Raw genomic sequence first — 26,585 nt, forward strand, 5'->3', positions numbered from 1 at the left:
CGGGAATAGAACTTCATTCGGGCAGAATCGGGTCCATGGCGAAGTTCGTGGTGACCCCATCCAGCCAGGCGCAGCGCGACGCCTGGACCGGCGGCGGCTTTCCCGAGGTGGAACGGGTGCGGCCGGGGCTGTGGTCCGTGCCGGTGCCGATCCCGATCAACCCCCTCCGCTACGTCCTCGTGTACGTGCTGGAGCTGACCGACGGCGTGGCGATCGTCGACGCCGGGTGGAACACCGACGAGGCGTACGACGCGCTCGTGGCGGGGCTGCGCGTCGCCGGGTACGAGATCACCGACGTGAAGGGCGTGCTCGTCACCCACATCCATCCCGACCACTACGGGCTGGCCGGGCGGGTGCGCGAGGCGTCCGGGGCCTGGATCGCCCTGCACCCGGCCGACGCCGCGCTCGTCGGCGAGCGCTACGACGACGCCGCGATCGACTCGCTCGTCGCCCGCGAGCGCGAGCTGCTGCTGCGCTCCGGCGTCCCGCGGGCGACGCTCGACGAGCTGGCGGGCGCGTCGATGGCGATCAGGCACATGGTGGCCGTGGCCAAGCCGGACCGCCTGGTCGAGGACGGCGAGGCGCTGGGCCTGCCCGGCTGGGACCTGCGCGCCCTGTGGACGCCCGGCCACTCGCCCGGCCACCTGTGCTTCGTGTCGCCGTCGCGCAGGCTGCTGTTCTCCGGCGACCACGTCCTGGCCAGGATCACGCCGATCGTGGCGGTGCACCCGCAGTCGGGGCCCAACCCGCTGGCCGACTACCTCGACGCGCTGGCCGCCGTGCGCGAGCTCGACGTGGACGAGGTCCTGCCCGCCCACGAGTACCGCTTCCTGGAGCTGGCCGAGCGGGTGCACCACGTCATGGCGCACCACGACGAGCGGCTGGCCGAGATCGAGGCCGTCGTCGCCGCCGGACCGGGCGTCACCTGCTGGGCCGTCGCCACCCGCCTGACCTGGTCGCGGCCGTGGGAGACGATCGCGCCCTTCATGCGCCGCGCCGCCACCAACGAGACGCTCGCCCACCTGGTGTGGCTGGAGGCGCGGGGGCGGGTCAGGCGGGAGGGCGGCGTGCCCGAGCTCTGGCATCCGGCCGGGTGACGCGCGTCACGCTTGACGGGCGCCCCGCGGGTTATGGTGCTCATACCAGAATGTTGTTCTCCTGTGCTGGAGGGTTCGATGCTTCGGTTCGATGACAGGGTCGCGATCGTCACGGGGGCCGGGCACGGCCTCGGCAGGTCCCACGCGCTCCTCCTCGCCGAGCGGGGGGCCAAGGTCGTCGTCAACGACCTCGGCGGCGCGCTCGACGGCACCGGCGCGTCCGCCGGGCCCGCCGCCGAGGTCGTCGAGCTCATCACCAAGAACGGCGGCCAGGCCGTCGCCAGCACCGACGACGTCGCCACGCCCGAGGGCGCGCGGGCCATCGTCAGGTCCGCGATCGACGCGTTCGGCAGGCTCGACATCGTCGTCAACAACGCCGGCATCCTGCGCGACAAGTCGTTCGGCAAGATGACGGTCGAGGACTTCGACGCGGTGATCGCGGTGCACGTACGCGGCTCGTACCTGGTCAGCCAGGCCGCCTACCCGTACATGAAGGAGGCGGGCTACGGGCGCGTCGTCAACACCTCCAGCCCCGCCGGGCTGTTCGGCAACTTCGGCCAGGCCAACTACTCCACCGCCAAGATGGGCCTCGTCGGCCTCACCAAGACCATCGCCGTCGAGGGCGCGCGCAACGGCATCAGGGCCAACGCCATCGCCCCCATCGCCTGGACGCGCATGACGGAGGCGCTGCTGCCCGCCGAGTTCGAGCAGAAGTTCACGCCGGAACGGGTCAGCGCGCTCGTCGCCTACCTCGTCCACGACTCGTGCGAGGTCAGCGGCGAGGTGTTCAGCGTGGGCGGCGGCCGGGTGGCGCGCGTGTTCGTGGCCGAGGGGCCGGGCTGGAAGACCGACGACCTGACGCCCGAGGCGCTCGCCATGAACTGGGAGTCGGTCATGGCCGAGCAGCCGTACGTCCTCACCGCGTCCGACTCCATGAAGGCCATGCTCTGACCTTTCCCGAGCATCGAGACACCGCCCCGGCAGCCGTACGGGGCGGTGTCTTTTTGTGCCTGACGTGCGGACATATCCCGAGGACCGGCGATCTTTGTTCGTCGATCGGCGAAAGTGGCGGAAGTTCGGGCGATTCTCACTCTTGATTTGCCGGATCAGCGATCTTATTGTCGCGGCATGACCCCCCAGCCGGGCTCGCCCGGTGACGTCCTGACGCTCATCAGCACGGGCTCGGCCACGACCAGGTCCGACCTCGCGCGGGTGACCGGCCTCGCCCGCTCGACGATCTCGCAGCGGGTGGACGCCCTGATCGAGCGCGGCCTCGTGGAGGAGACCGAGACCGGCGAGTCCACCGGAGGCCGTCCGCCGCGCCAGCTCCGCCTGCACACCGAGGAGCACGCCTTCGCCGGCGTGGACCTGGGCGCCACCCACTGCCGGGTCGCGCTCATGGACATCTCCGGCGAGATCCTGGCCGCGTGCGAGGACCCGCTGCTCATCGGCGACGGGCCCGAGGAGGTGCTGGCCCACGTCGACCGACGGCTCGACGCGCTGCTCGCCGACGCGGGACGCCCGAGGGCGGCGCTGCGCGCCATCGGCATGGGGGTGCCGGGACCGGTCGAGTTCGCGACGGGGCGTCCCAACAACCCGCCGATCATGCCGGGCTGGAACGACTACCCCATCCCCGAGTACTTCGACGGCCCGTCCGTGCTCGTCGACAACGACGTGAACGTGATGGCGCTGGGCGAGCACCGCCACGCCTTCCCCGGGGCGCGGCACCTGCTGTTCGTCAAGGCCGGCACCGGCATCGGCTGCGGCATCGTCGCCGACGGCAAGCTGCACAGGGGCGCGCAGGGCTCGGCCGGCGACATCGGCCACATCAGGGTCAGCGGCCACGACGACGCCGGCTGCCGGTGCGGCAACAGCGCCTGCCTGGAGGCCGTCGCGGGCGGCGCGGCGCTGGCCAGGCGGCTGCGCGAGCTGGGCCTCGCCGCCGAGTCGGCCGCCGACGTGGTGGCGCTCGTCCAGGCGGGCGACACGCAGGCGCTGCGGCTGGTCAGGGAGGCCGGCAGGCTGATCGGCGAGGTGCTGGCCGGCCTGGTCAACTTCTTCAACCCCGAGGTCATCGTCATCGGCGGCGCCCTGTCACGGGTGCACGACCACCTGGTCGCCGGCGTCAGGGAGACGATCTACCGCAGGTCGCTGCCGCTGGCCACCCACCACCTGTCCATCACCCCGAGCCGCGCCGGCGTCGACGCCGCCGTGCTGGGCGCGGGCCTGCTCGCCGTCGAGCACTACCTGTCACCCGACAACATCAACCGCATCGTCAACGCCTGACAGACAACGCCTGAAGAGACAACCCCTGGAAGGGGCCATCGATGCTGGTCATGCGAGGCATCGTCAAGCAGTTCCCCGGTGTGCGCGCGCTGGACGGGGTGGACCTGGACGTACGGGCGGGCGAGGTGCACTGCCTGCTCGGCCAGAACGGCGCGGGCAAGTCGACGCTCATCAAGGTCCTGGCCGGCGTGCACCAGCCGGACGAGGGCACGATCACGTTCAACGGCGCCGAGGCGCGGCCGGGCAGCCCCATCGACGCCATCAGGCTCGGCTTCGCCACCATCTACCAGGAGCTCGACCTCGTGGACGGGCTGAGCGTGGCCGAGAACATCTTCCTCGGCCACGAGCACGCCCGCCTCGGGTTCGTGGACCGGGCGGCGGGCAGGCGGGCGGCCCGCGAGGTGCTGGAACGGCTCGGCCATCCCGAGATCCGCCCGAACGCCGAGGTGGGGCGGCTCCCGCCGGCGGCCAAGCAGGTGGTGTCGATGGCGCGGGCCCTCTCGCACGACGCCCGGCTCATCATCATGGACGAGCCGTCGGCCGCCCTCGCCCACGACGAGGTCGCCAACCTGTTCCGCATCATCCGCGAGCTCACCGCGCAGGGCGTGGCCGTCGTCTACATCTCGCACCGCCTGGAGGAGATCCGCGAGATCGGCGACAGGGTCACGGTGCTGAAGGACGGCCGGACGGTCGCCGTCGGCCTGCCCGCCCGCGACACGCCGACCTCGCGCGTCGTCTCGCTCATGACCGGCAGGGACGTCGAGTACGTCTTCCCGCCGCGCTCGTCGCGTCCTCCCGGCGAGGAGGTGCTGCGCGTCGAGGGGCTGAGCGCGCCCGGCGCGTTCTCCGGCGTCTCCTTCTCGGTGCGCGCGGGCGAGATCGTGGGGCTGGCCGGCCTGGTCGGATCGGGCCGCTCCGAGATCCTGGAAGCCGTGTACGGCGCCCGCCGCGCCGCCGGCCGGGTGCTGCTCGGCGGCCGGCCCGTACGGCGCGGCGTCACGCACGCCGTCAGGAGCGGCATGGGCCTCGCCCCGGAGGAGCGCAAGGCGCAGGCCCTGCTGCTCGACCAGAGCGTCACCGCGAACATCACGCTGGGCAGCCTGCCGGGGTTCGCCAGGTTCGGCTGGATCGACCGCGGCAGGGAGCGGGCGGAGGCCGCCCGGCTGGCGGACCTGCTCGACATCCGCCCGCCCGACACCGAACGCCCCGTCAGGACGCTGTCGGGCGGCAACCAGCAGAAGGCGGTGCTGGCCCGCTGGCTGGTCGGCGGGCGCAGGCTGCTCCTGCTGGACGAGCCCACCCGCGGCGTGGACGTCGGCGCCAGGGCGGAGCTGTACGCGGTGATCCGCGACCTGGCCGACAGGGGCATCGCCGTGCTGCTGGTCTCCAGCGAGGTGCCGGAGGTGCTCGGCCTGTCGGACCGGGTGCTGGTGCTGCGCGAGGGGACGGTCATCCACGAGGGTGACGCGGCCGTGCTGGACGAGCACCGCGTCCTCGACATGATCATGGAAGGGAGGGCGGCGTGATGAGCGAGCCCACTCCGCCTGTGCGCCAGGCCGCGGGGGCGCGGGGCGCGCAGGCCGACGCGGCGCGGACGAACCTGCTGTCCGGGTTGCGCGGCGTCGGCGAGCTGCGGCATCTGGGGCTGTTCGTGGCGCTCGCGCTGCTGGTCGCGGTCGGCCTGGTGACCAGGCCCGACGCCTTCGCCACCGCCTCCAACCTGGTCAGCGTCCTGTCCCTGGCCGCCACGATCGGCGTCATCACGGTCGGCGCGACCTTCGTCATCATCGGCGGCGGCATCGACCTGTCGGTCGGCGCCGTGATGGCGCTCGCCTCCGTCTGGGCGACGACGCTGGCCACCCAGTCGTACGGGCCGGTCGTCATGGCCGTCTGCGCCGTCCTCGTCGGCACCGGAGCGGGCCTGGTCAACGGCCTGCTCATCGCGTACGGGCGGCTCGTGCCGTTCATCGCCACGCTCGCGATGCTGGTGGCGGCGCGCGGGCTGGCGCAGCGCATGTCCGACCGCAAGACCCAGCTCGTCCAGCAGCCGGACAACGGCGCCATCGTGAGCCTGTCCACCACCCGCGTGCTCGGCATCCCGCTGCTCGTGTACGTGTTCGCCCTGGTCGTGGTGCTCGGCTGGGTCGTGCTCAACCGCACCACGTTCGGCCGCCGCACCTACGCCGTGGGCGGCAACCCCGAGGCCGCCAGGCTCGCCGGCATCGACGTACGCAGGCACACCATGCTGCTCTACGCGCTGTCGGGGCTCTGCTGCGGCATCGCCGCGATCCTCATCATGGCCCGCACGACCACAGGCTCGTCCACCCACGGCGACCTGTACGAGCTCGACGCCATCGCCGCCGTGATCATCGGCGGGACGCTGCTCACCGGAGGCCGCGGCACGATCATGGGCTCGATCCTGGGCCTGCTGATCTTCACGCTCATCACCAACCTCTTCATCCTCAACGGCCTCAACACCAGCGACCAGCTCATCGCCAAGGGCCTGATCATCGTCGTCGCCGTCCTTCTCCAGCGGCGGAACCTGAAGGAGAGAGCACCATGAGTGAGAACGTCGCGCGCCGCGGATTCCTCGTCGGCGGAGCCGTGCTGCTGGCCACCGGCTGCACCAGCAACGAGCCCGCCGCCGCCCCGTCCAGCGCCGCGCCCGCGCCCGCCCCGGCGGCGAGCGGCAACGACCAGCCCGGCGAGAAGGTCGTCATCGGCTTCTCGGCGCCCGCCGCCGACCACGGCTGGATCGCGGCCATCGCCAAGAACGCCGAGGCCGCCGCCAAGCGGTACTCCGACGTCGAGTTCAAGCCGGTCGAGCCGACCAACGACATCAACCAGCAGATCTCCGCCGTGGAGTCGCTGATCGCGGCGAAGGTGAGCGCGCTGGTCATCCTGCCCAACGACGGCCAGCAGCTCAACCAGGTGGCGTTACAGGCCACCCAGGCCGGCATCCCCGTCGTCAACCTCGACCGGGTGTTCCCCGACAAGCTGGCGTACCGGACGTGGATCGGCGGCGACAACTACGGCATGGGCGTCGCGGCCGGCCACTTCGTCGGCAGGAAGCTGAAGGAGAAGGGGGTCTCCGACCCCGTCATCGTCGAGATCCAGGGCATCGCCACGCTGCCGCTGACGCAGGACCGCAGCAAGGGCTTCGCCGACGCGCTCAAGACGTACGGCTTCTCCGTCACCGCCAAGCAGGACGCCAAGTTCACGGTCGAGACCGGCAACCAGGTCGCGACGTCGCTGCTGCAGGCGCACAAGAAGATCGACGCGCTGTGGAACCACGACGACGACCAGGGGGTGGGCGTGCTGGCCGCCATCAAGGAGGCGGGCAGGAACGAGTTCGTCATGGTCGGGGGCGCCGGCTCGCTGAACGCGATGAAGGAGATCCAGTCGGGCTCCTCCGTGCTCCAGGCCACGGTCACCTACAGCCCCACCATGGCGTCGTCCGCCGTCAGGCTGGCGCGGCTGATCGCCCAGGGGAAGGGCATGAGTGATCTCGTGGAGAACCAGGTCCCGCAGTCGATCACCCTGGCGTCCGAGACCATCACCAAGGAGAACGTCGAGAAGTACCTGCCGCTCGGCTTCGAATCCTGATCGGGGGTTGCATGTCAGACAAGACCACCATCGGCGTGGGCATGGTGGGCCACGCCTTCATGGGCCGCGTCCACTCGCAGGCGTGGCGCAGCGTCGGCGCCTTCTTCGACCTGCCGCTGGCGCCGCGCATGGCGGTGCTGGCCGGACGGTCGAAGGAGCGCGCCGCCGCCGCGGCCGCCCGGCTCGGCTGGGCCGACGTCGAGACCGACTGGAGGGAGCTGGTCGCGCGTGACGACGTGCAGATCGTCGACATCTGCACGCCCGGCGACTCGCACGCCGAGATCGCCGTCGCCGCGCTGCGCGCCGGCAAGCACGTCATCTGCGAGAAGCCGCTGGCCAACACCGTCGCCGAGGCCGAGGCGATGGTGGCGGCCGCCGAGGCGGCGCCCGGCAAGAGCATGGTGGCCTTCAACTACCGCCGGGTGCCCGCCGTGGCGCTGGCCCGCCGCTACGTCGAGGAGGGCAGGCTCGGCGAGATCAGGCACGTACGGGCCCAGTACCTCCAGGACTGGATCGTCGACCCCGAGTTCCCGCTCGTGTGGCGGCTGATGCGGGACAGGGCGGGGTCGGGCGCGCTCGGCGACATCGGGGCGCACATCGTCGACGCCGCCCAGTTCGTCACCGGGCAGGACGTCGTCGGCGTCTCCGCGCTGACCGAGACGTTCGTCAAGGAACGCCCGCTCGCGGCCGGGTCCGAGGGGCCGGCGGAGCGCGGGTCGGCCGCGAGGGGCGAGGTCACCGTGGACGACGCCGCGCTGTTCATCGGCCGGATGTCGGGCGGGGCGCTGGCCTCGTTCGAGGCCACCAGGTTCGCCACCGGGCGCAAGAACGCCATGCGGATCGAGGTCAACGGCTCGCTCGGCAGCCTCGCGTTCGACTTCGAGTCGATGAACGAGCTGTGGTTCTGCGCGGGCGGCGGCGGCTTCGAGCGCATCCTCGTCACCGAGCCCGACCACCCGTACGCGGGCGCGTGGTGGCCGCCCGGCCACGGGCTCGGCTACGAGCACACCTTCACCCATGAGATCAGGGACTTCCTGGAGGCGGTCGCCACCGGCGCCGCCCCGTCGCCGTCGTTCGCCGACGGGCTGCGGGTGCAGCGCGTGCTGGACGCCGTCGAACGCAGCGCCGCCGACGGGAGCCGTTACACCACCGTGGAGGAGCGATGAGACCGGTTACGTTGTTCACCGGGCAGTGGGCCGACCTGCCGTTCGAGGAGGTGTGCCGGCTCGCGGCCGAGTGGGGCTACGACGGCCTGGAGATCGCCTGCTCGGGCGACCACTTCGACGTGCGGCAGGCGGTGTCCGACCCGTCGTACTGCGAGGACAAGCGCGCCCAGCTCGACAAGCACGGGCTGAAGGTGTGGGCCGTCTCCAACCACCTGGTGGGGCAGGCCGTCTGCGACCACCCGATCGACGAGCGGCACCGGGCGATCCTGCCGGCCAGGATCTGGGGCTCGGGCGACCCCGAGTCGGTGCGTCAGGCCGCGGCCGAGGAGATGAAGGACACCGCGAGGGCGGCCGCCCTGCTCGGCGTGGACACGGTGATCGGCTTCACCGGCTCGTCGATCTGGCACACGGTGGCGATGTTCCCGCCGGTGCCCGCCTCCATGGTGGAGGCCGGCTACCAGGACTTCGCCGACCGCTGGAACCCCATCCTCGACGTCTTCGACGAGGTCGGCGTGCGTTTCGCGCACGAGGTGCACCCGAGCGAGATCGCCTACGACTACCACACGACGGTGCGGACGCTGGAGGCCGTCGGCCACCGCCCGGCGTTCGGGCTCAACTGGGACCCGTCCCACATGGTGTGGCAGGACCTCGACCCGGTCGGGTTCATCCTCGACTTCAAGGACCGCATCTACCACGTCGACTGCAAGGACACCCGGGTCCGGGTGGGCGACGGGCGACGCGGCCGGCTGTCGTCGCACCTGCCGTGGGCCGACCTGCGCCGCGGCTGGGACTTCGTCTCCACCGGCAGGGGCGACGTGCCGTGGGAGGACTGCTTCCGCGCGCTGAACTCCATCGGCTACGACGGCCCCGTCTCGATCGAGTGGGAGGACGCCGGCATGGACCGCCTCGACGGTGCGCGCGAGGCGCTGGCCTACATCCGCAGGCTCAACGCCATCACGCCGCCCGCGTCGTCGTTCGACGCCGCCTTCTCCACCACGTAGCCCGCCGCGGCCCCGGCGGGCGGTGATCCCCGCCCGCCGGGCTCCCGCCCGTCAGTCCATGAGGACGATCTGGCGCAGCACCTCGCCGCGGCGCAGCGCCTCGACGGCGTCGTTCAGGTCGCCCAGCCTGATGCGCGAGCTGATCATCGACTCCAGGTCCAGCTTGCCGGCCTTGTAGAGCTTGGCGAGGTACGGGAAGTCGTGCCGCACGTCGGCCTCGCCGTACAGGCTGGACAGCAGGTTCTTGCCCTCGAACAGCAGGTTGAAGGCGGGGATCGACCACATGTCGTCCACCGCGCCCGCGCCGACCACCACCACGTTCCCGCCCGGCCTGGTGGCCTGCCAGGCGGCCTGGATGGTCGCCGCCTTGCCGACCACCTCGAAGCCGTAGTCGAAGCCGGAGCCGCCGGTCAGCTCGTTCAGCGCCTCGGGCAGCCCCTCGGGCGTCGCCGTGTGGGTGGCCCCCACCTTCCTCGCCAGCTCGTGCTTCGACTCCAGCGGGTCGATCGCGAGGATCGTCCTCGCGCCGGACAGCCGCGCGCCCTGGACGACGGAGAGCCCCACGCCGCCGCAGCCCACCACCGCCACGGTGGAGCCGGGACGCACCTTCGCGGTGTTGATCACCGCGCCCACGCCCGTGGTGATGCCGCAGCCGATGAGCGCCGCCACCTCCCACGGCACGTCGTCGTCGACCCTGACCACGCCCTGCTGCGGGACCACGACCTCCTCGGCCCAGGTGCCGCAGCCCGCCATGCCGTACGCGGTGGTGTCGCCGCCGAAGCGGAACGCGCCCTTGCTGAACGACTCGATGACGTACTTCATACACATGTACGGCTGGCAGCCGACGCACAGGTCGCACTCCTGGCACGACGGGCGCCAGCTGATCACGACGTGGTCTCCCGGCTTGACCGAGGTGACGTGCTCGCCCGTCTCCACCACCTCGCCCGCCCCCTCGTGGCCGGGCACCAGCGGCACCGGCTGGGGCAGCACGCCGGACATGGCCGACAGGTCGGAGTGGCAGACGCCCGTCGCCCTGATCCTGACCCGGACCTCGGCCGGCCCGACGGGGGCCAGCGTGACGTCGTCGCGGATGTCGAGCTTGTCGTTGCCTACGGCGTGCAGGATCGCGGCGCGCATGAGGGGTTCCTCCTCCGGCTATTCCTCAAGGGTGAGGGCGGCTTTGGGGCAGGACCGGACCGCGTGGCGCACGCGGTCCAGCAGGTGCGGGGGCGGTTCGGGGAGCAGGATGTGCAGCCTGTCCTCGTCGTCCACCTCGAACACCTCGGGCGCGAGACCCATGCAGACGGCGTTGGCCTCGCAGACGAGCTCGTCGACCTTGACTTTCATGTGAGCCTCCCGTGATCCCATGAGACCACTCGCGTACGCTCCACACGGTAGGCGACCCGCTTGCGTCCCGTGTGCTCCACGTACGGGCGGAGCTGGTCGTCCGGCACGCCGGGCGTCATCCGGCGGGCGACCGCCAGGCCGACGGCCAGCACGCCGGCGGGGTCGCTCAGCTGCTCGGCCCGGCCGTACACCAGGACGCCGCGCAGCTCGTCGTAGGAGTCGCCGGCCTCGACCAGGCAGCTCACGCGAGGGTCGCGGGCCAGGTTGCGGGCCTTCTGCGCCTTGGCGTACGTCCAGAAGACGATGCGGCCCGCGTCGAGGCCGTAGAACATCGTGACCAGGTGGGGCGTCCCGTCGGGGTTGATGGTCGCGAGCTGGAGCTTGCGCGACCGTTCCAGGAACGCGGCGACGTCCTCGTCCGGCATGGCGACGCGTGCGCGCTGATTCACGTGCCAAGTAGAACAGGTTCCAGAAGAGCTGGGCAAGGGCTCCACGGAATGTTGTTCGGTTCGACTAGGGTGCAGAGCCATGGAGATGCCCCCCGACCTGCTGCACGCCGCCGAGAACGCCAAGGGCTTCATGCCGCGCGAGGAGGGCCTCGCCCTGTACGAGGCGGCCCTCAGATACGGCCCGCTCGGCCCGATCTGCGAGATCGGCACGTACTGCGGCAAGTCCGCGATCTACCTCGGCGCGGCGGCCAGGCAGGCGGGCTCCGTCGTCGTCACCGTCGACCACCACCGCGGCTCCGAGGAGATCCAGCCGGGCTGGGAGCACCACGACCCCACCCTCGTCGACCCCCGCTCCGGCAGGATGGACTCCCTGCCCGTCTTCCGCGCCACCATCGCGGCCGCCGGTCTCGAGGACGACGTCGTGGCCGTCGTCGGGCGGTCGGAGCAGGTGGCCAGGCTGTGGAACACGCCGCTCGGCATGCTGTTCATCGACGGCGGCCACTCCGAGGAGCCGGTGACCCGCGACTACGAGGGCTGGGCCCCGCACGTCGCGCCCGGCGGCGCGCTGGTGTTCCACGACATCTACCCCGACCCCGCCGACGGCGGCCAGGCCCCGTACCGGGTGTACCTGCGCGCGCTGGAGTCGGGCGCGTTCGCCGAGGCCGGCGCGCTGGGCTCGGTACGCGTCCTGGAACGCGTCGGCCCCGGAATCTGAGGGGCCCGCGTCCGAGGGACGGCGCGCGCGTCAGGGCCGGTGCCGGTGGGTCCAGGCCCGCCTGGTCCGCGCCTGCCAGTGGTGGAACTCCTCCTGCGTGCGGGCGTCGTGGCCGAGCGCGAGCAGCGCGTCGTCCGCCCACGAGGCCGCCTCCTCCGGCTCCGCCCCCGCGAGGATCGGCACGGCCCGCGCCACGTGCGCGGGCAGCGAGCCCGAGCGCAGCCGCGCCGCCGCCGCGAAGGCGCAGCCCTGCGCCAGGTGGGGCCTGAAGCCGTCGGCCCCCGCGTGCTCGGCCAGCCGCCACAGCTCGTCCGCCTCCGCGCCGCCGGTGGCCGTCGCGGCGAAGCCGACGCCGCTCCACAGGTCGGCCCGCCGCCCCGCCGGGTACGTGCCGACGCGCAGCGCCACGTCATCGGGCGACGCGCACTCGTGGTACCAGACCAGCCGGCCGAGCCCCTGGTCGAAGAGCGCGCCGTGGGCGCGGGTGAGCAGGTCGGGCGTGGCCCGCTCGCCCAGCATCCTGTCGGCCCTGCGCAGGCTCCACTCGAAGCCGAACCCGTCCAGGGCGAGCCAGCGCAGCAGCGGGTGCGCCCGCCGCGCCCCCCACACCGGCCGCAGCCGCAGCAGCGCGTACCCGCGCCCGGCCCCCAGGTACGCCGCGTGCCGGTGGAAGCGGGCAGGGCCGGCGAGCAGCTCCCGCAGCCGCCGCCCCCGCGCGAAGGTGAGGAGGTCGAGCACCGTGCAGGCGCACGCCGCGCCCTCGTAGGCGAAGGAGCGCTGCTCCAGCGGCACCTGCTCGATCGCGTCCGTGCCGCCCGCCAGCACGGCGTTGAAGCCGAACACGTGCCACGTCTCGGCGTCCGTGAACACCTTCTCGACGGCCCCGGCCCTGATCCGGAACCTGCGGCGGGTCAGATCGGCCTCCAGCGGGTTCTTCGCCAGGAGGCCGCGCAGCCCGCCCACACAGGGCGGGGCGGGGACGGATGCCGGTTCGATGCCGACGTGATCCAAGAACGATGATGTGCCCGTGTCGCCCACGCTTCCCCCGAAGACGCCTCGTACGGCCACGGACGACGCTAGTGACCGGCTCGGAACGCCCGCAGGCCGCCGCACCGGGCCACGCGGCAAAGAACCCGCAAAACCGCTTGCGCCCGGCAGGCAGGGTACGAGGGCCGCAACGAGTGCGACGCGGCTGCGAGCGCCGGGCCGCTACGAGGGCGACGCGGTCACGAGCGCCGGGCGGCGCGGGTGTCCGGCTGGTCGCCCGGCAGGTCCGCGCACCCGCACACCTCGGGGTCGGACGCCGCCGTGCCCGCGACGTCGCGGAACAGCCCCGACGCCGGGGACAGCCGAGCGAGCGCGTCGGCCGCCAGGACGACCGCCGCCGCCGTGTACGCCGAGCGCTCGTGCGGGAAGTGGCGGCCGTTCGCGAACTGCCAGCCCGTCCAGTACGAGCCGTCCTCGTGACGCAGGTGCTGCATGTCGGCGAACAGCCGCGCCGCCCGCTCCGCGTCGCCCAGCGCGTCAAGGGCGAGCACCAGCTCGCACGTCTCCGCCCCGGTCACCCACGGCTGGTCGGACACGCACCTGATGCCCAGCCCCCGCACCACGAACGTGGACCACTCGCGCTCGATCAGCGCGGCCCCCTGCGGCCCGCGCACCGCGCCGCCCAGCACCGGGTAGTACCAGTCCATCGAGAACCGGCTCTTGTCGGCGAACGCCTCCGGGTGCTCCGCCAGGACGTGCGCCAGCCGGTCGGCGGCCAGCTCCCAGTGGGGCTGCGGGTCGCCCAGCAGGTCGCCGAGCAGCACGCCGCAGCGCAGCCCCTGGTGGATGGACGAGCAGCCGGTGAGCAGCGCGTACGTCGAGGCCGCGCCGCGCGCGTCGCGCTCCCAGACGATCTCGCCGCGTTCGGTCTGCAGCCCCACCACGTAGTCCAGCGCGGACTTGACCATCGGCCAGCTCCGCTCGGTGAACCCGCGGTCGCCGGTCACCAGGTGGTGGTGCCACACGCCGACCGCGACGTACGCGGCGTGGTTCGACTCGCCGCCCTCCTCGGTCGCCACGCCGCCGACGAGCTTCATCGGCCACGAGCCGTCGGGCCGCTGGTGGCGCTCCAGCCACGCGTAGCCGCGCCGCACCGGCCCGTCCAGGCCCGCGACGGTCATCGCCATCAGGCACTCGACGTGGTTCCACGCGTCGACGTGGCCCTCCGGCCAGGGCACGCCGCCGTCGTCCTCCTGCACGGCGGCGATGCTCTCGGCCGTGCGCACCGCCTCCTCGCGGGAGATCATGGCTTCTTGACGTACAGGACGACGCTCTTGCCGATGATCGGGTTGAGCACGGCCTCGGCGATCCTCGTGGCGGCGGGGCGCTTCATGATGTCCCAGACCAGGAGCTGGTGGTAGGCCTTGGCGATCGGGTGGTCGTCGTTGCCGACGCCGACCGCGCACTTGATCCACCAGTACGGCGCGTGCAGGCCGTGCGCGTGGTGGTGCGGCCCGATCTCGAAGCCCGTTGCCTTCAGCTTGGCCGACAGCTCGGCCAGCGTGTAGATGCGGACGTGCCCGCCCGGCGCCGTGTGGTACGCCTCGTCGAGCGCCCAGCAGATCCGCTCGGGCAGGAAGCTCGGCACGGTGATCGCGGCGGTGCCGCCGGGCTTGAGCACCCGGAAGATCTCCCGCATCGCCGTCATGTCGTCGGGGATGTGCTCCAGCACCTCGGCGGCGATCACCCGGTCGAAGCTCGCGTCCTCGAACGGCATGTCCAGCGCCGTGCCCCGGACGGTCTCGCCGGTGGCGCCCTCCGGCACCTCGCCCGCCTTGTCCATCGCCACGAACATGCCGGCCACGCCGTCGAGCTCCGACTGGTCCATGTCGAAGGCGACGACGTCCGCGCCGCGGCGCAGCACCTCGAAGGCGTGCCTGCCGCCGCCGCAGCCCAGGTCGAGCACGCGTACGCCGGGGCCGACGGGCAGCCGGGCGAAGTCCACGGTGAGCACTTGTCGCTTCTCCTCGTCTGATCAGCTTCTGCGGCGTCGGGGGTGGGTCAGCCGGCGCGCCGGTTCGTGCGGTGGTTCGCGATGGCCTCGTGGTAGGCCTCGACGGTCCTCTTGGCCACGACGTGCCAGGTGTAGCGCTCCATGACGCGGTCGTAGCCGGCCTTGCCGACCCGCTCGCGCTCCTCGGGGGAGTCGTGCAGGCGCAGCAGCACGGCGGCCAGCGCCTCGGGGTCGCCCGGCGGCACCTGGACGGCCGCGTCGCCGACGACCTCGGGCAGCGCGCCGGTGCGGCTGGCCACCAGCGGGGTGCCGCAGGCCATGTGCTCGACGGCGGGCAGCGAGAAGCCCTCGTACAGCGAGGGCACGACGGAGATCTCGGAGGTGGCGATCAGCTCGCCCAGCTCCTCGTCGGAGATGCCGTGGACGAAGCGGACGCGGTCCTGCAGCGACAGCTCCTGGACGAGCTGCTCGGTGGGGCCGCCCGGGGTGGGCCTGCTGACGACGGTGAGGTTCACGTCGCGTTCGGTGGCGAGCTTGGCGACGGCGCGCAGCAGCGTGGCGACGCCCTTCATGGGGGAGTCGGCGCTGGCCACGGCCACGATCGAGCCCTTGCGGCGCGGCTTGTCCGGGCGCGGGTGGAAGTAGCGGGTGTCGACGCCCAGCGGGATGAGCCGCATGTTCGCCTGCGGCACGTTGAAGTCGCGGTGGATGTCGGCCAGCGACGACTCGCTGACGGTCAGGATGGGGCTGAGCCTCGGGGCCACCCTGGCCTGCATCTTGACGAAGCCGTACCAGCGGCGCAGGCTGAGCCGCTTGGCGCCCTCGGCCGCCTCCAGCTCGATGCGGCGGTCGACGCTGATGGGGTGGTGGATGGTGCCGACCACGGGGAACAGCTTCTGGATGCCGAGCAGGCCGTAGCCGAGGGTCTGGTTGTCCTGGACGACGTCGAAGTCGCCGACCCGCTTCTTCAGCTCCCTGTAGGCGCGCAGCGTGAACGTCAGCGGCTCGGGGAAGCCGGCCGTCCACATGGTGCCGACCTCCAGCAGGTCGATCCAGTCGCGGTACTCGTCGCGCCTGGGCGTCCTGAACGGGTCCTCGTCGCGGTACAGGTCGAGGCTCGGCACCTCGCGCAGGATCACGCCCTCGTCCAGCTCGGGGTACGGCTGCCCGGAGAACACCTCGACGTGGTGGCCGAGCGCGACCAGCTCGCGGCTGAGGTGACGGAGGTAGACGCCCTGCCCGCCGCAGGTGGGCTTGCTGCGGTACGACAGCAGCGCGACGCGCAGCTCAGGACGCCGGGTTGGCTCCCGCACGGACACCCCCTTCTTCACCGGTATCCCCCGAGACCGGGCGTGTACCGTGAAAGATGACCTTAGTCCGAGAAGGCTACCATTCGGTAGGCCGCCTGGAATTGTTCACAACGGCTTCCGCAGGCCGTGCGAACTGCACCGTTGCCGTGACCGAGCGTGATTCGGTAGAACGCGTTCTAGGTGGGGTTGCTGCCCCCCTGGGTGGATAGTTGTACATTCCGTCACAACGGACGCGGTTTGCGATAGTTGGAGGACCCTTGGCCAGGCGCGCGCTGATCACCGGGATCACCGGCCAGGACGGCTCCTACCTCGCCGAGCACCTGCTCGGCCAGGGGTACGAGGTCTGGGGGCTCGCCAGGGGACAGGCCAACCCGCGCGTCTCCCGCACGCGCAAACTGCTGTCGGACGTCCGGATCGTCCGCGGCGACCTGCTCGACCAGGGCTCCCTGATCTCCGCCGTGGAACGCGTCCAGCCCGACGAGGTCTACAACCTGGGCGCCATCTCGTTCGTCCCCATGTCATGGGAGCAGGCCGAACTGACCGCCGAGGTCACCGGGATGGGCGTGCTGCGCATGCTGGAGGCGATCCGCGTCTGCTCCGGCGTCTCACGCGGAGGCGCCTCCGGCTCGCCCGGCCAGATCCGCTTCTACCAGGCGTCGTCCTCCGAGATGTTCGGGCAGGTCAGCGAGACGCCGCAGAACGAGCGCACCGCCTTCCACCCGCGCTCCCCGTACGGCGTCGCCAAGGCGTACGGGCACTTCCTCACCCAGAACTACCGCGAGTCGTACGGCATGTTCGCCGTCTCCGGCATCCTGTTCAACCACGAGTCGCCGCGGCGCGGGCCCGAGTTCGTCACCCGCAAGGTCACGCTCGGCGTCGCCCGCATCAAGCTCGGCCTCGCCGGCGAGCTGCGGCTCGGCAACCTGGAGGCCCGCCGCGACTGGGGGTTCGCCGGCGACTACGTCGAGGCCATGCACCTCATGCTCCAGGCCGGCACGCCCGAGGACTACGTGATCGGCACCGGCCGGATGAAGTCCGTCAGGGAGCTCGTCGAGGCAGCCTTCGCCGCCGCCGGGCTCGACTGGGAGCAGTACGTCGTCACCGACCAGACCCTGCACAGGCCCGCCGAGGTGGACCTGCTCTGCGCCGACCCCAAGAAGGCCAGGGCGCAGCTCGGCTGGGAGCCGAAGGTGTCGTTCGACGAACTCGTGGCCATGATGGTCGAGTCGGACCTGCGCCTGCTCTCCGACGGCGACCACCCCGACCACGACAGCTCCTGGCCCTGATCGCCCCGGCGCGCCCCGTCAGCCGGCCGCGTGGCGGTAGACGCCGGGCGTGAGGCGGAAGCGTCGCGCTCGTCAGCCGGCCGCCTGGCGGTAGGCACCGGGCGTGAGGCCGAAGCGTCGCGCTCGTCAGCCGGCCGCCCGGCGGTAGGCGCCGGGCGTGAGGCCGAAGCACCGCGTGAACCAGCGGGTCAGATGGCTCTGGTCCGCGAACCCTGTGCGCGCCGCCACCTCGCCGATCGGCTCGCCGCGCGCGATGAGCTCCCTGGCCGCGCGCAGGCGGAGCTGGCGCTGGAAGTCGCTCGGAGAGAGCCCGTACTGGGCGCGGAAGGCCCGGTAGACGGCGTACCTGCTGGCGCCCGTCGCCACCGCGAGGTCGTCGATCGAGAGGTCGTCCAGCAGGCGGTCCTGCAGCAGCAGCCTGGCCCGCCTGGCGACCGGCGCCGACCCCGACGGCTCCGCCGCGCGAGGGGGAGCCGTCGCCGCCCTGCGCACCGTCGCCGCGATCGCCGAGGTGAGCAACTCGTCGCGGCGCAAGGTCGTCGCCCCGCCGCCGAGGAGCGAGGCGTGCAGCGCGCGCAGCGCCGACGCCAGCCGCGCGTCGGCGACCACGGGCTCGGGGAACAGCGGCAGGCCCGCGCGGTGGCCCGCGACATCCGACAGGACGTCCGCCAGCAGTTCAGGACCGATGTGGACGATCCGGTACGTGAAGCCCAGCGGGTTCGCGGCGTGGCCGTCGTGCGGGTCGTCGGGGTTGAAGGCCATGACCATGCCGGCGGCGCTCGTGTGGGCCGATCCCCGGCAGGTGAACGACTGCGCGCCCGCCTCCGTCACGCCGAAGGAGTAGGTGTCGTGGCTGTGCCGGTGGTAGACGTGCCGTTCGAAATGGGCGTGCATGGCCTCCAGCGGCCGGTCTCGCGCCCGCCAGTACCTGGACCAATCAGGTTCCACCACCCTCCCATTCTCTCCGGACCGTCGATGCGCTGATCGAGGTACTCGTCGAACGTGTGGAACGGCCCCCGCCCCCGGGATGTCGGCGGAGCAGGTCATGTTCAGCTCGTAGAGCGCCCATGTTCGGCCGTGTCACCGAGAGCCGCCATGACGGTGAAGCCGATGCCCGATCTTGTCAACGAGAGCCGCCATGACGGTGAAGCCGGCGCCGGCCTGTCGGCTGCGACGGAGAGGCTCTGTCCACAGAATGCGATTCGGCCCCGCCGTCCCCCACCTCCCACCGGCACCCTTACGCCGTGACCGCCGTGACCCCACCGCCCCGCACCCCCGTCCCCTCGCTGGCCGCGCGAGCCCGGCTCATCACCGACGCCGTCCCCCAGGCCGTGGTCTGCCGCCAGGCCGCCGCGCACCTCTGGGGCCTCAGCGTCCTCCCATGTCCCGAGTCTGAATGGCCCGTCGAGATCGCCGCCCCCGTCCACCTCCCCGTCCCCGACACGATCACGTACGTCACCGCCCTCCCCGCGGCCGACGTCACCCAGCACGCGGGCGTCCGCCTCACCACCAGGGAACGCACCGCCCTCGACTGCGCCCGCACCCTCCCGCGCCTCGACGCCGTGGCGGCGCTCGACCAGTTCGCCCGCCGGGGCGTCGACCTGGAGGCGCTGTGGCGCCATCCCCTCAACTCCTGGCACGTCCGCGACACCATCAGCATGGCCGACCCGGGCGCCGCCTCGCCCCGCGAGAGCTGGCTGCGCGTCATCCTCGTGGACGGCGGCCTGCCCCGGCCCGCCACCCAGGTCCCCGTGCCCCTCGGCCACCGCTGCGTCTACCTCGACCTGGGGTGGGAAGACTACCGGCTGGGCGTCGAGTACGACGGCCGCGAACACCACACCGCGCCTGGCGACGTGCGCCGCGACGCCGACCGCCGCGAGGAACTGCGGGCGCTCGGCTGGAGGGTGATCCCCGTGCGGGGAGACGTCGTGCCCGTACGAGCCGGCGACCTCCTCCAGGTCGTGGCCAACGCCCTGATCGAATGCGGCTGGCGACCGGGGCCCGACGGCATGACCCGCGTCCTCCGCCGCATCCGCGCCGCCCGCCGCCGCCCCGACGCGCCACCACTCCGCCGCCGAAGACACTGACCGAAAGACGGAGCCACGGTCGGGAGGGCACGGGTGACCGTCCGTTGCTGAAGGCGCTGGCTGGGAGGGGGAGGGTCGTCGGGAGGGCGCGGGGTGGTCGTCCGTTGCTGAAGACCTGACTGGGAGGGGGAGCCGTCCTCCGGAAGGCACGCGGTGGCCGTCCGTTGCTGAAGGCGCAGGCTGGGAGGGGGAGCCGTCGTCGGGAGGGTGCGGGATGGCCGGTGGAGCCCGGCGACGGGCGCCGGGTCACCGGCCACACGCTCGGCGCGACGGGCGGCCGCTTCCCCGGCCCTCGCCTCCGACGTCGCCTCCGACGCCGGCTCTGACGCGGGCTCCGATGCCGCCTCCGACGCCGGCTCCGACGCCGGTAGCCGGGTCACTCCGTCCAGGTCTCCACGGCGAGGAGGTCGCGCATGGAGACCATGCCGACCAGGCGGCCGGCCTCGTCCACGGGCATGTGCCGGATGCCGTGGTCGAGCATGCGGCGGGCCACCTCGCGGGTGTCCTCGTCCAGTCCGGCGACCTTCATGTCGGTGGAGGCGCAGGTCCCGGCCGTCAGCGAGAGGGGGTCCTCGGACGTGGCCAGGGCCGTCACGACGTCACGTTCGGTGATCACCCCGGCGACGCGGTCGCCTTCGAGCACGGCGAGCGCGCCGACGTTCTTCTCCGTCATCCGCCGTGCCACCTCGGGCAGCGCGTCGCCCGCCTGGCAGCCGAACACCATCGGGCGGTAAACGTTCGCGATCTGCATGGCTTCCCCCGTTCCTCCCTGCATGTTCAGCCAAGCACACCGTCCCGCGGCGAGGCCGGTCAGGGGCCGGTCAGGGGCTGGTCAGGGGGCGGGCGGAAGCGTGGCGGTCTCGGCGGGGATGCGGAGCAGGCCGAAGTCGAGCGACACCCGGAGTTCGGCACGCGCGGCGTCGCTGCGCAGCGTGACGTCCATGCTGGGGATCGCCCGTCCGAGCTGGTCGAGGGCGTCGACGAGCGGCGTGATGTCCCACCGGCAGTGCGGCGGGTGCGCGCGCAGGAACAGGGCGAGCCGCTGGTCGAACTCCTGCCGCAGGCCCGCGTCGTCGTGAACGTACCGGATGGTGATCCGCCGGATCCCGTCGTCGTCTGCCATGGCGGAGCCTGCCTTCCGAGCTGACGGATGGTGACCTTGCCGGACGGCGCCGGCGGGGTCCGTTCCGTCCCATCCTCGCCGTTTCGGTGGCACCCCTGCTGCCTGGGGGTACGCGGGAGCCCGTGACCTCCGGCGTGCGGCGTTCGAGAGGCCCGGTATTGCCGGGATTTGGGACGGATGTCGGTGACGGGGGCGGTGCGGGCGCAGGGGTGGGTAGGGAGACCTTCTGAGCGTCTGCCCCAGCCTGAGGGGGTGCGAACATGAAGGTCAGAGATGTGATGTCGGCGCCGGCGGTGGTTCTGGTGTCGTACGCGAGCATCCGCGACGTCGCACGGCACATGGACTACAACGGCGTCGGCTGCGTCGTCCTGCTGGACGGGCAGCGCGTCGTGGGCATCGTGACCGACCGCGATCTCGCTCTTCGCGCGCTGGCCCACGGCGTCGACGCCGACCTGCCGGTCAGGGAGGTGATGACGCCCGAGCCGGTGGTGACCGTGCGGCCAGGCGACGATCTCGATGTGGCGTTCCAGACCTTCCGCCGGCACGCGTTCCGCCGGCTGCCCGTGCTGGAGGAGGGGGTGGTGGTCGGCATGGTGAGCGTGGACGACCTGCTGCTGCAGGTCCACCAGGTCACCGCCGACCTGCTCAGGCCCTTGGCCAGCGAGATCAACGAGCCACAGTCGTCGATGTGACCCGCTCGTCCGGGCTCGTTGGGGGACGGGACGGATCAGGGTGTCCCGCCGCGTGTCGGTGCGGGCCGCCGGGGCGGCGGGCGTAGCAAGCGAGAGGGAGGTGAGCCGAGTGTTCGCTGATCGCCATGACGCGGGGGTGCGTCTGGCCGAGCGGCTGGCCGGACTCATCACCGATGAGAACGTGGTCGTCCTGGGGCTGCCCAGGGGCGGCGTGCCGGTGGCGTTCGAGGTGGCGCGGACCCTGGGCGCGCCGCTGGACGTGATCGTGGTCCGCAAGCTCGGCGTGCCGTTCCAGCCCGAGCTGGGGTTCGGCGCCGTCGGGGAGGGCGGCGTACGGGTGATCAACTCGGACGTCGTCCGCATGGCGCACCTGACGCACGCCGAGATGGACGTCGTGGAGGAGCGCGAGCGGGTCGAGGTGGAGCGCCGGGCGCGCCGCTTCCGCGACGACCACCGTCCGATCGACCTGGTGGGCCGTACGGTGATCCTGGTGGACGACGGCATCGCCACCGGAGGCACGGCTCAGGCGGCGTGCCAGGTGGCGCGGGCGCGGGGCGCCGGGCGGGTGATCCTCGCGGTCCCGGTCGGCGCGCAGGACACGGTGGAGCGGATGCGCGCGGACGCCGACGAGGTGGTCTGCCTGCAGACGCCCGCCGACATGCTCGCGATCGGCTTCTGGTACGAGGACTTCGCGCAGACGAGCGACGAGCAGGTGGTGACGCTGCTGCAGCGAGCCGCCGAAGCCAGAGCGAGCACCCTGGGCCACCCAGGCGGCACAGGCAGCGGGGGCACCGGTCAGGGCGGCGGCTGACGCAGGCAGGGCGGTGGCTGACACCGGCAGGGGACTTCCCGGGGTCCTGCCACTTTCCCGGGGGTGAGCTCCGCCTGGCCATGCCCCCTGCCACTTTCCTGGTGGTGAGCTCTGCTTTGCCATGCCCCTGTCACTTTCCAGGGGTGCCCGGCTTGGGCAGGGCGGTGGCTGACACCGGCAGGGGACTTCCCCGACGCCCTGCCGCTTTCCCGGGTGTGAGATTCGCCTGGCCGTGCGCCTGCCGCCTCCCCGGGGTGAGATCCTCTGGGCCATGGCCTTGGCCACTGCTCGGGGCTGCTGCGTCCTTGGGCTCTGGCTCGCCGTGCGGGCACAACGAATCTCCCGGTGCGTAACGAGGTCACCATCTTCGGCTGGTTGGTGTCATCGGGGCGAAACCGAGGTCGGCGAGGGCGGCCGCGCCGCGTTCGGCGTGGTGGCCGCCGGCGAGCACGAGGGTCCGCGCGAACTGGTAGCGGCAGCCGGCGGTGTCGAACGCGTCCGCCGTGGCGAGCAGCGCCTCCTGGTCGCCGTCGAGCAGGGCTGCAGCCCGTTCCACGATGGCAGCGGCGACCGGGTTGCCGGCCACGACGGTGCGGGCCTCGGCCACGATGTCGCGGGCGTCGGGGCTTTCGGCGAGCACGGCGGTCTCGCTGCGCAGCGCGACATACCAGTGGTGCCAGATCCAGGTGATCCACTTCCACATCTGCCGGGGCTCGGGGGCCATCCGCTCCAGCGCCTCCGGTGCCTGCCCGCGGTGCAGCAGGAGCATCGCGTCGAAGACCGCCCCGTAGCCGTAGGCATGCTCCGGCGAGGTGCCGACCCGGCCCAGGATCTCCTGCCATGCGCGCCTGGCGTCATGGTCGTCGCGCAGGCCGTGGATCATCGCCACACCGGCCACCGCCGGGGCGAGGATGGACCGGGCGGGGCTGCCTGCCCGCTGCCACGCGTCGAGGAACCGGACGCTGCCGGTGAGCACCTCGTCGACGTCGCCCGCCAGCGCGGCAACCATGAGCAGCCGACACGTGGCGCGATGACCTACCTCCGCCAGCGATGGGTGGTCGGCCAGTTGCCGTGCCCATCGGCGGGCGCCCCGCACGTCTCCCGCCCCGAGGCCGGCCTCGGCGACGATTCCGAGCGCGTCGATCAGCTCGTGGGTGCCGGCCGGCGAGATCGGCAGGGACGACAGGAGCATGATCCGGCGCCGGGCCGTGGCCGCGGCGGCGAACGTGTCGCCGGCCCAGCTCTGAGCGCCGGTGAGCGCGTCGAGCGCGGCCGACTCGGCGAGCGGGTCGCCGGTCCGGCGGGCGAGTTCGACCGCGTGCTCGGCGCGCTCACGCGTCTCCGGTACGGCGTTGCCGGGCGGGCCCTGGACGGCGCCGAACGCGTCGGTGAGCACCGCGGCCTCGGCCAGTGCGACCGCCGCCCGCGCGGCCGGATCGTCGCCGGCCTGCTCCCGCGCCTCGATGATCAGCTGGACCGCCTCCTCCTGAGACGGGCGCCGCACGAATGTGGTCGAGAACCGGAACGCGATGGTGGCGGCGGTCGCCAGGTCGGCGGCGGCGGCGGAAGAGGCGCCGGACGTGCGGGCGGCGTCCGCGGCCGCGCGGCGCAGGCGGTACATGTCATCGCCGGCTGTCCGGCACCCGGCCACGGCCGCGGCCTGCCGGAGCATCGAGGCGGAGGCGGCCGGGTCGGTCGCGAGTGCGGCGGCCTGCTCATAGCGCCGCTGGGACTCGCCGGTCAGGTGACGAGTGAAGGTCAGCTCCGCCAGGCACCGGGCGAGCTCGAACGCGTCGGCGCGCCGCTCCGGACGGCTGGCCGCCCACGCCAGGGCGGCGCGGAGGTCGTCGGCCACCAGGTCGAACCGGGCCCGCCAATCCTGGCGTGCCACTGCCAAGCCGGCCGCCTGCGCCAGGCACCAGCGGAGGTGCCGGGATCGAGCGTCGGTCAGCTCACCGGCCTCGGACAGCCGCTCCGTTCCGTACTGGCGGATGGTCTCCAGCGCCCGGTACGCGGTCCTGCCCAGGGATGTCGTCACCGTCAGCAGACTCTGTTCGGCGAGCCGGGCCAGGCCGTCGGCGACCAGGCCTTCCTCGTCCCCGGCCCCGGCCCCGGCCCCGGCCCCGGCCCCGGCCCCGGCCCCGCCCCCGGCCCCGTCCCCGGCCCCGTCCCCGGCCCCGGCCCCGTCCCCGGCCCCGGCCCCGTCCCCGGCCCCGGCCCCGGCCCCGGCCTCGGCCTGGTCCTCGTTCCCGGTCACCTGCGCCGCCGCCGTGGCGGTGAACGGCGCCACGAACACCGACACCCGGCGCAGCAGCGCCCGGTCGGCCGGCTCCAGCAGGGCGTGGCTCCAGTCCAGCGCCGCCCGCACCGAGCGGTGCCGGTCATCGGCACGGGAGCCGCCGGTGAGCATCCGCAGAGGGTGGGACAAGGCGGCGCTGATGCCGTCGAACCCGAGCATGGGATAGCGGGCGGCGGCCAGCTCGATCGCCAGCGCCATCCCGTCCAGCCGCTCACAGATCGCGGCCACCTGGTCGCGCGACGGCGGATCCAGCGGCCGGCCGACCGCCGCCGCCCGTTCCATGAACAACGCGACCGCGTCCGGCTCACCGTCGGCGGCCAGCGACAGCGGCGGGACCGGATACACCCGTTCGTACGGCACCATCAGCCGGGCCCGGCTGGTCGCCAGCACCGTCACCCGCGGGCACGTCGCCAACAGCCGCTCGAGAAACAGCGTCACCCCGTCCGCCACGTGCTCGCAGTTGTCCAGCACCAGCAGCGCATGACGGTCGGCCAACGCGGCGAGCACGGACTCGGTCATGTCGCGGCCGGGCTGCTCACCGAGGCCGAGCGCTCCCGCGACCGCGGTCGCGATCAGGCCCGGATCGGTGACCGGGACCAGGTCGGCGAACCACACTCCGTCGGCGTACTCGCCGCTCACCTCCGCGGCCACCGCCAACGCCAACCGGGTCTTGCCCACTCCGCCGGGACCGACCGCGGTCACCTGCCGGTGCGCCTTGGTCATCTCGGTCAGCTCGGCCCGCTCGCTCACCCGGCCGATGAACGAGGTCAGCGGGGTCGGCAGAACCGGTGCCTGGCCGGCACTGGCCGGCGTGGGCGCACGCTGGGCGAGCGCCCGCCGATCCGGCACCTCCAGCTTGCGCAGCAGCGAGGAGACATGGCTCTCCACGGTACGCACCGAGATGCACAGCCGTGCCGCGATCTCGGCATTGCTGAGATGGGCCCCGACCAGTTCCAGCACCTCGGCTTCCCGCGGCGAAGCCTCCACTCCGGTCACCACCGCCCCAGTTTGCCGCATTCCTCCGCAACCCATCCGTGCCGACGATCCGTGCCGACGATCCGTGCTGACGATCCGTGGTCACCACGGATGCGCGGCGGCCGAGCCGGGCGAAAAGCTGAGGACACGCAAACAGCGGGTCGATGTGACCCACGACGACAGGAGTGACCATGACCGGCTCTTCCTCCCCGGGGATCAAGACCGTGCTCCATCCCGTGTCCGATCTGGCCAAGGCCAAGGCGGTGTACGCGGCCCTCCTCGGTGTCGCGCCACAGAGCGACTCGTCCTACTACGTCGGCTTCGAGGCCGGGGGGCAGCACATCGGGCTGGTGCCGGGCGGTGGGCCGCAGGGCATGACCTCGCCGGTGGCCTACTGGCACGTACCGGACGTCGAGGCGAAGCTGGCCGAGCTGATCGCCGCGGGGGCCACCGTGAAGGAGGCCGCGCACGACGTCGGCGGTGGCCGCCTCGTGGCCACCGTCACCGACCCCGACGGCAACGTCCTCGGACTGCTTCAGGACCGATGAACGCCGACGCCGCCGCGACACCGAGCACCGGCTCACCCCCGACGACCTCAGGGCCTCCAGCGCCCTTCTCAAGATCAAGTACTTCAAGGTTTTCGGAGGGGAACCTGCCATGAGCAGCATCGAGACGACGGGCCGCCTCGCACCGGCCCGCCCACGAAGCTCCTTCCCCGGCCGACCCGACGAGAAAGGCAGTGATAGAGCATGAACGGGCATGTCAGCGCCGGCCTGCTCGGCGTCGAGAACGTCGAGCGGCAGCCTGAGAGGCGTGGGATGAGGCTCACGCTCAACGGCGCACTTTGGTCACTACAAGCGTTGTTCGGCTACTTCTTCGCCGGCAGCGGTTTCGGCAAAGTGCTGTTGTACGACGGAGCTCTGTACGCGGCAGCGCCCCGGGCGGTGGCTTGGTACGCCGCGGTGCCGCAGCCTCTGATCGTCTTCATCGGGGTCTGTGAGGTACTCGGCGGCGTCGGCCTGATCCTGCCGGCGATGGCGAAAGTCAGACCGATGCTGACGCCGCTCGCCGCCGTCGGCCTGACGCTGACGATGATCCTCGCCGCCGGTTTCCACATCACGCGCAACGAGTACGCATTGGTGCCCGCGAATCTCCTGCTGGGAGGCGTCGCGGCGTTCATCGCGGTCGGACGATGGAAGCTACGGCCCGTCGCACCCGCGCCCATCACCACCTCACGCGTACTCACGTCGGTCGCGGTCCTCGTCGCACTGGCCCTGCTGGCCTTCGTCCCGACGTGGTACACGATGACCAACGTCCAATTCTGATCACTCGTC

The 26,585-nt window shown here is 72.3% G+C and carries 26 protein-coding genes; 15 read left to right on the forward strand and 11 right to left on the reverse strand.

The window, feature by feature from the left end:
• The first annotated feature begins 35 nt into the window (after window positions 1-35).
• The 8 genes from BMX74_RS30850 (at window position 36) to BMX74_RS30885 (ending at window position 9,156) form a co-directional block, all read left to right on the forward strand.
• Complete coding sequence (locus BMX74_RS30850; RefSeq protein WP_091104133.1) at window positions 36-1,097, forward strand: MBL fold metallo-hydrolase; 1,062 nt, start codon at window positions 36-38, stop codon at window positions 1,095-1,097.
• Between the two features lie 78 nt (window positions 1,098-1,175).
• Window positions 1,176-2,048, forward strand: a complete 873-nt coding sequence (locus tag BMX74_RS30855) for an SDR family oxidoreductase (protein WP_055505278.1) — start codon at window positions 1,176-1,178, stop codon at window positions 2,046-2,048.
• A gap of 177 nt (window positions 2,049-2,225) precedes the next feature.
• Entirely contained in the window at window positions 2,226-3,383 is a 1,158-nt protein-coding gene (locus BMX74_RS30860; RefSeq protein ID WP_055505277.1) for an ROK family transcriptional regulator, read from the forward strand.
• 41 nt (window positions 3,384-3,424) lie between these two features.
• Window positions 3,425-4,909 carry a sugar ABC transporter ATP-binding protein gene (locus BMX74_RS30865; RefSeq protein ID WP_055505276.1) on the forward strand — a complete coding sequence of 495 codons (1,485 nt, stop codon included), beginning with the start codon at window positions 3,425-3,427 and terminating at the stop codon, window positions 4,907-4,909.
• Window positions 4,909-5,946: an ABC transporter permease gene (locus tag BMX74_RS30870; protein ID WP_201784646.1), complete on the forward strand. Its 1,038-nt coding sequence runs from the start codon at window positions 4,909-4,911 to the stop codon at window positions 5,944-5,946. Before BMX74_RS30865 ends, BMX74_RS30870 begins: the two co-directional genes overlap by 1 nt.
• Complete coding sequence (locus tag BMX74_RS30875; protein WP_091104135.1) at window positions 5,943-6,989, forward strand: substrate-binding domain-containing protein; 1,047 nt, start codon at window positions 5,943-5,945, stop codon at window positions 6,987-6,989. Before BMX74_RS30870 ends, BMX74_RS30875 begins: the two co-directional genes overlap by 4 nt.
• An 11-nt stretch (window positions 6,990-7,000) precedes the next feature.
• Entirely contained in the window at window positions 7,001-8,155 is a 1,155-nt protein-coding gene (locus BMX74_RS30880) for a Gfo/Idh/MocA family protein (RefSeq protein ID WP_091104137.1), read from the forward strand.
• A complete protein-coding gene (locus BMX74_RS30885) occupies window positions 8,152-9,156 on the forward strand; it encodes a sugar phosphate isomerase/epimerase family protein (RefSeq protein ID WP_055505273.1) in 1,005 nt (334 codons plus the stop codon). Before BMX74_RS30880 ends, BMX74_RS30885 begins: the two co-directional genes overlap by 4 nt.
• A gap of 51 nt (window positions 9,157-9,207) precedes the next feature.
• Here BMX74_RS30885 and BMX74_RS30890 read toward each other — a convergent pair whose 3' ends face one another.
• From BMX74_RS30890 to BMX74_RS30900, 3 genes are read right to left on the reverse strand one after another with little or no spacing between them, the layout of a single operon-like run.
• Window positions 9,208-10,293, reverse strand: coding sequence for a zinc-binding dehydrogenase (locus BMX74_RS30890; protein WP_091104138.1), 1,086 nt, complete (start codon window positions 10,291-10,293; stop codon window positions 9,208-9,210).
• Between the two features lie 18 nt (window positions 10,294-10,311).
• Entirely contained in the window at window positions 10,312-10,503 is a 192-nt protein-coding gene (locus tag BMX74_RS30895) for a ferredoxin (RefSeq protein ID WP_055505271.1), read from the reverse strand.
• Window positions 10,500-10,952: a pyridoxamine 5'-phosphate oxidase family protein gene (locus tag BMX74_RS30900; RefSeq protein ID WP_091104140.1), complete on the reverse strand. Its 453-nt coding sequence runs from the start codon at window positions 10,950-10,952 to the stop codon at window positions 10,500-10,502. Before BMX74_RS30900 ends, BMX74_RS30895 begins: the two co-directional genes overlap by 4 nt.
• 79 nt (window positions 10,953-11,031) lie before the next feature.
• Here BMX74_RS30900 and BMX74_RS30905 point away from each other — a divergent pair, with 79 nt between their 5' ends.
• On the forward strand, window positions 11,032-11,667 hold the full coding sequence (locus tag BMX74_RS30905; protein WP_420538150.1) for a class I SAM-dependent methyltransferase: 636 nt from the start codon (window positions 11,032-11,034) through the stop codon (window positions 11,665-11,667).
• Between the two features lie 30 nt (window positions 11,668-11,697).
• On the opposite strand, the gene BMX74_RS30910 is transcribed toward BMX74_RS30905, so the two are convergent.
• From BMX74_RS30910 to BMX74_RS30925, 4 genes are all read right to left on the reverse strand, one after another.
• Window positions 11,698-12,678, reverse strand: a complete 981-nt coding sequence (locus BMX74_RS30910; protein ID WP_176573443.1) for a DUF1702 family protein — start codon at window positions 12,676-12,678, stop codon at window positions 11,698-11,700.
• A 215-nt stretch (window positions 12,679-12,893) separates the two neighbouring features.
• On the reverse strand, window positions 12,894-13,961 hold the full coding sequence (locus BMX74_RS30915) for a glycoside hydrolase family 15 protein (RefSeq protein ID WP_091104141.1): 1,068 nt from the start codon (window positions 13,959-13,961) through the stop codon (window positions 12,894-12,896).
• Window positions 13,958-14,668 (reverse strand): class I SAM-dependent methyltransferase, encoded by a 711-nt coding sequence (locus BMX74_RS30920; RefSeq protein WP_055505266.1) that lies wholly within the window; start codon window positions 14,666-14,668, stop codon window positions 13,958-13,960. Before BMX74_RS30920 ends, BMX74_RS30915 begins: the two co-directional genes overlap by 4 nt.
• A gap of 47 nt (window positions 14,669-14,715) precedes the next feature.
• Window positions 14,716-15,987, reverse strand: coding sequence for a glycosyltransferase family 4 protein (locus tag BMX74_RS30925; protein WP_055505467.1), 1,272 nt, complete (start codon window positions 15,985-15,987; stop codon window positions 14,716-14,718).
• Between the two features lie 248 nt (window positions 15,988-16,235).
• Between BMX74_RS30925 and BMX74_RS30930 the strand changes: the two genes are divergently transcribed.
• On the forward strand, window positions 16,236-17,264 hold the full coding sequence (locus BMX74_RS30930) for a GDP-mannose 4,6-dehydratase (RefSeq protein WP_055505265.1): 1,029 nt from the start codon (window positions 16,236-16,238) through the stop codon (window positions 17,262-17,264).
• 126 nt (window positions 17,265-17,390) lie between these two features.
• On the opposite strand, the gene BMX74_RS30935 is transcribed toward BMX74_RS30930, so the two are convergent.
• Window positions 17,391-18,215 (reverse strand): AraC family transcriptional regulator, encoded by an 825-nt coding sequence (locus BMX74_RS30935; protein WP_256257359.1) that lies wholly within the window; start codon window positions 18,213-18,215, stop codon window positions 17,391-17,393.
• A 293-nt stretch (window positions 18,216-18,508) separates the two neighbouring features.
• Between BMX74_RS30935 and BMX74_RS30940 the strand changes: the two genes are divergently transcribed.
• Window positions 18,509-19,351, forward strand: coding sequence for a hypothetical protein (locus BMX74_RS30940; protein ID WP_143078817.1), 843 nt, complete (start codon window positions 18,509-18,511; stop codon window positions 19,349-19,351).
• 376 nt (window positions 19,352-19,727) lie between these two features.
• On the opposite strand, the gene BMX74_RS30945 is transcribed toward BMX74_RS30940, so the two are convergent.
• Complete coding sequence (locus tag BMX74_RS30945) at window positions 19,728-20,102, reverse strand: CBS domain-containing protein (protein ID WP_055505263.1); 375 nt, start codon at window positions 20,100-20,102, stop codon at window positions 19,728-19,730.
• A gap of 81 nt (window positions 20,103-20,183) precedes the next feature.
• Window positions 20,184-20,474, reverse strand: coding sequence for a hypothetical protein (locus tag BMX74_RS30950; protein ID WP_055505262.1), 291 nt, complete (start codon window positions 20,472-20,474; stop codon window positions 20,184-20,186).
• A gap of 260 nt (window positions 20,475-20,734) precedes the next feature.
• On the opposite strand from BMX74_RS30950, the gene BMX74_RS30955 reads away from it, so the two are divergent.
• Both BMX74_RS30955 and BMX74_RS30960 read left to right on the forward strand, forming a co-directional pair.
• Window positions 20,735-21,166: a CBS domain-containing protein gene (locus BMX74_RS30955; protein WP_055505261.1), complete on the forward strand. Its 432-nt coding sequence runs from the start codon at window positions 20,735-20,737 to the stop codon at window positions 21,164-21,166.
• A 109-nt stretch (window positions 21,167-21,275) separates the two neighbouring features.
• Window positions 21,276-21,977, forward strand: coding sequence for a phosphoribosyltransferase (locus BMX74_RS30960; RefSeq protein WP_201784645.1), 702 nt, complete (start codon window positions 21,276-21,278; stop codon window positions 21,975-21,977).
• Between the two features lie 358 nt (window positions 21,978-22,335).
• Here the strand turns inward: BMX74_RS30960 and BMX74_RS30965 are convergent, their stop codons facing one another.
• Window positions 22,336-25,275, reverse strand: a complete 2,940-nt coding sequence (locus BMX74_RS30965; RefSeq protein ID WP_305728677.1) for an ATP-binding protein — start codon at window positions 25,273-25,275, stop codon at window positions 22,336-22,338.
• Window positions 25,276-25,442: 167 nt separating this feature from the next.
• Here BMX74_RS30965 and BMX74_RS30970 point away from each other — a divergent pair, with 167 nt between their 5' ends.
• Together BMX74_RS30970 and BMX74_RS30975 are read left to right on the forward strand one after the other, a co-directional pair.
• Window positions 25,443-25,799 (forward strand): VOC family protein, encoded by a 357-nt coding sequence (locus tag BMX74_RS30970; RefSeq protein WP_091104149.1) that lies wholly within the window; start codon window positions 25,443-25,445, stop codon window positions 25,797-25,799.
• 201 nt (window positions 25,800-26,000) lie between these two features.
• The gene (locus BMX74_RS30975; protein ID WP_091104150.1) at window positions 26,001-26,576 is read left to right on the forward strand and encodes a DoxX family protein; all 576 of its coding nucleotides are present in this window, start codon (window positions 26,001-26,003) and stop codon (window positions 26,574-26,576) included.
• The last annotated feature ends 9 nt before the right edge of the window (window positions 26,577-26,585 follow it).

This window comes from Nonomuraea pusilla (assembly GCF_900109355.1).
GTDB lineage: Bacteria > Actinomycetota > Actinomycetes > Streptosporangiales > Streptosporangiaceae > Nonomuraea > Nonomuraea pusilla.